The sequence below is a fragment of the Streptosporangium sp. NPDC001681 genome (assembly GCF_040298085.1).
In the GTDB taxonomy this organism is placed as follows: domain Bacteria; phylum Actinomycetota; class Actinomycetes; order Streptosporangiales; family Streptosporangiaceae; genus Streptosporangium.
In genome coordinates this window covers 1-1,303 of sequence record NZ_JBEOZN010000323.1, presented here as the reverse complement: position 1 = coordinate 1,303, position 1,303 = coordinate 1, and the positions used below count along the sequence as shown (strand labels likewise).

Below are 1,303 nucleotides of genomic sequence, written 5' to 3'. Positions count from 1 at the left end.
GGGGGGGGGGGGGGCCCCCCCCCGCCCCCCCCCCCCGCGCGGGCCCGCCCCCCCCCCCGGCGCGGGTCACCGGCACGCCTCCTGTCACCCCGTCCGCGGAGACGTCCCGGCAGGCGAACGGCTCACTCCGGACACGCCTCCGGCACGTCGGCCCTGAGCACCTCAATCGGAGGAGAAGGCCGCGTCGAAGGCGGCCGAGGGCGGGGTGATGGCGTTGAGCCTGCGGATCACGGCCAGCGCGTCGGGGGCGCCGTCCAGGCGGTCCATGCCCGCGTCCTCCCACTCGATGGAGATCGGCCCGGTGTAACCGATCGCGTTCAGCGCGCGGAAACAGTCCTCCCACGGCACGTCGCCCCGGCCGGTGGAGACGAAGTCCCAGCCCCGGCGCAGATCGCCCCAGGGCAGGTGCGAGGCCAACCGGCCGCGGCGGCCGTCGCCGGTGCGGACCTTGGCGTCCTTGCAGTCGACGTGGTAGATCCGGTCGGCGAAGTCCAGGATGAAGCCGACCGGGTCGATCTCCTGCCACACCATGTGCGAGGGGTCCCAGTTCAGCCCGAACGCGGGCCGGTGCCCGACGGCCTCCAGGGTCCGCACCGTGCTGTGGTAGTCATAGGCGATCTCGCTGGGATGCACCTCGTGGGCGAAACGCACCCCCACCTCGTCGAAGACGTCCAGGATCGGGTTCCACCGGGCGGCGAAATCGGCGTAACCGGCCTCGATCATCGCGGGCGGCACCGGCGGGAACATCGCCACGGTGTGCCAGATGGACGATCCGGTGAAGCCGACCACGGTGTCCACACCGAGTCTGGCCGCGGCCCGAGCGGTGTTCTTGATCTCCTCGGCGGCGTTGCGGCGAACCTGTTCCGGCTCGCCGTCACCCCAGACGCGGGCGGGCAGGATGGCCCTGTGCCGCTCGTCGATGGGATGGTCACAGACAGCCTGGCCGACCAGGTGGTTGGAGATGGCGTGCACGACCAGGTTGTGCTTGGCCAGGATCTCCCGCTTGCGATCGATGTAGCCGTCCTCGGACAGCGCCCTGTCGACCTCGAAGTGATCGCCCCAGCAGGCGATCTCCAATCCGTCGTATCCCCAGCCCGAGGCCAGCCGGCAGACCTCCTCGAAGGGCAGATCGGCCCACTGGCCGGTGAACAAGGTGATCGGCCTGCTCATACGTCCTCCACACGGTTGATGGACCTGTTCTCGCCGGGCCGGGGGGCCGGGGGGGGGGCGCCGGCGCGGGGGCGCCCCCCCGCGCGCGCCGCGGGCGGGGGGGGGGGACGAGGGCGAGGCCGGAAGGGGGCGC

Annotated in this window: 1 protein-coding gene; it reads right to left on the bottom strand. The window is 72.5% G+C overall.

The genetic code is table 11. The annotated features are described in order from the left end of the window. Positions 1-162: 162 nt before the first annotated feature. Positions 163-1,170: a sugar phosphate isomerase/epimerase family protein gene (locus ABT130_RS47615; RefSeq protein WP_350914347.1), complete on the bottom strand. Its 1,008-nt coding sequence runs from the start codon at positions 1,168-1,170 to the stop codon at positions 163-165. Positions 1,171-1,303: the final 133 nt, after the last annotated feature.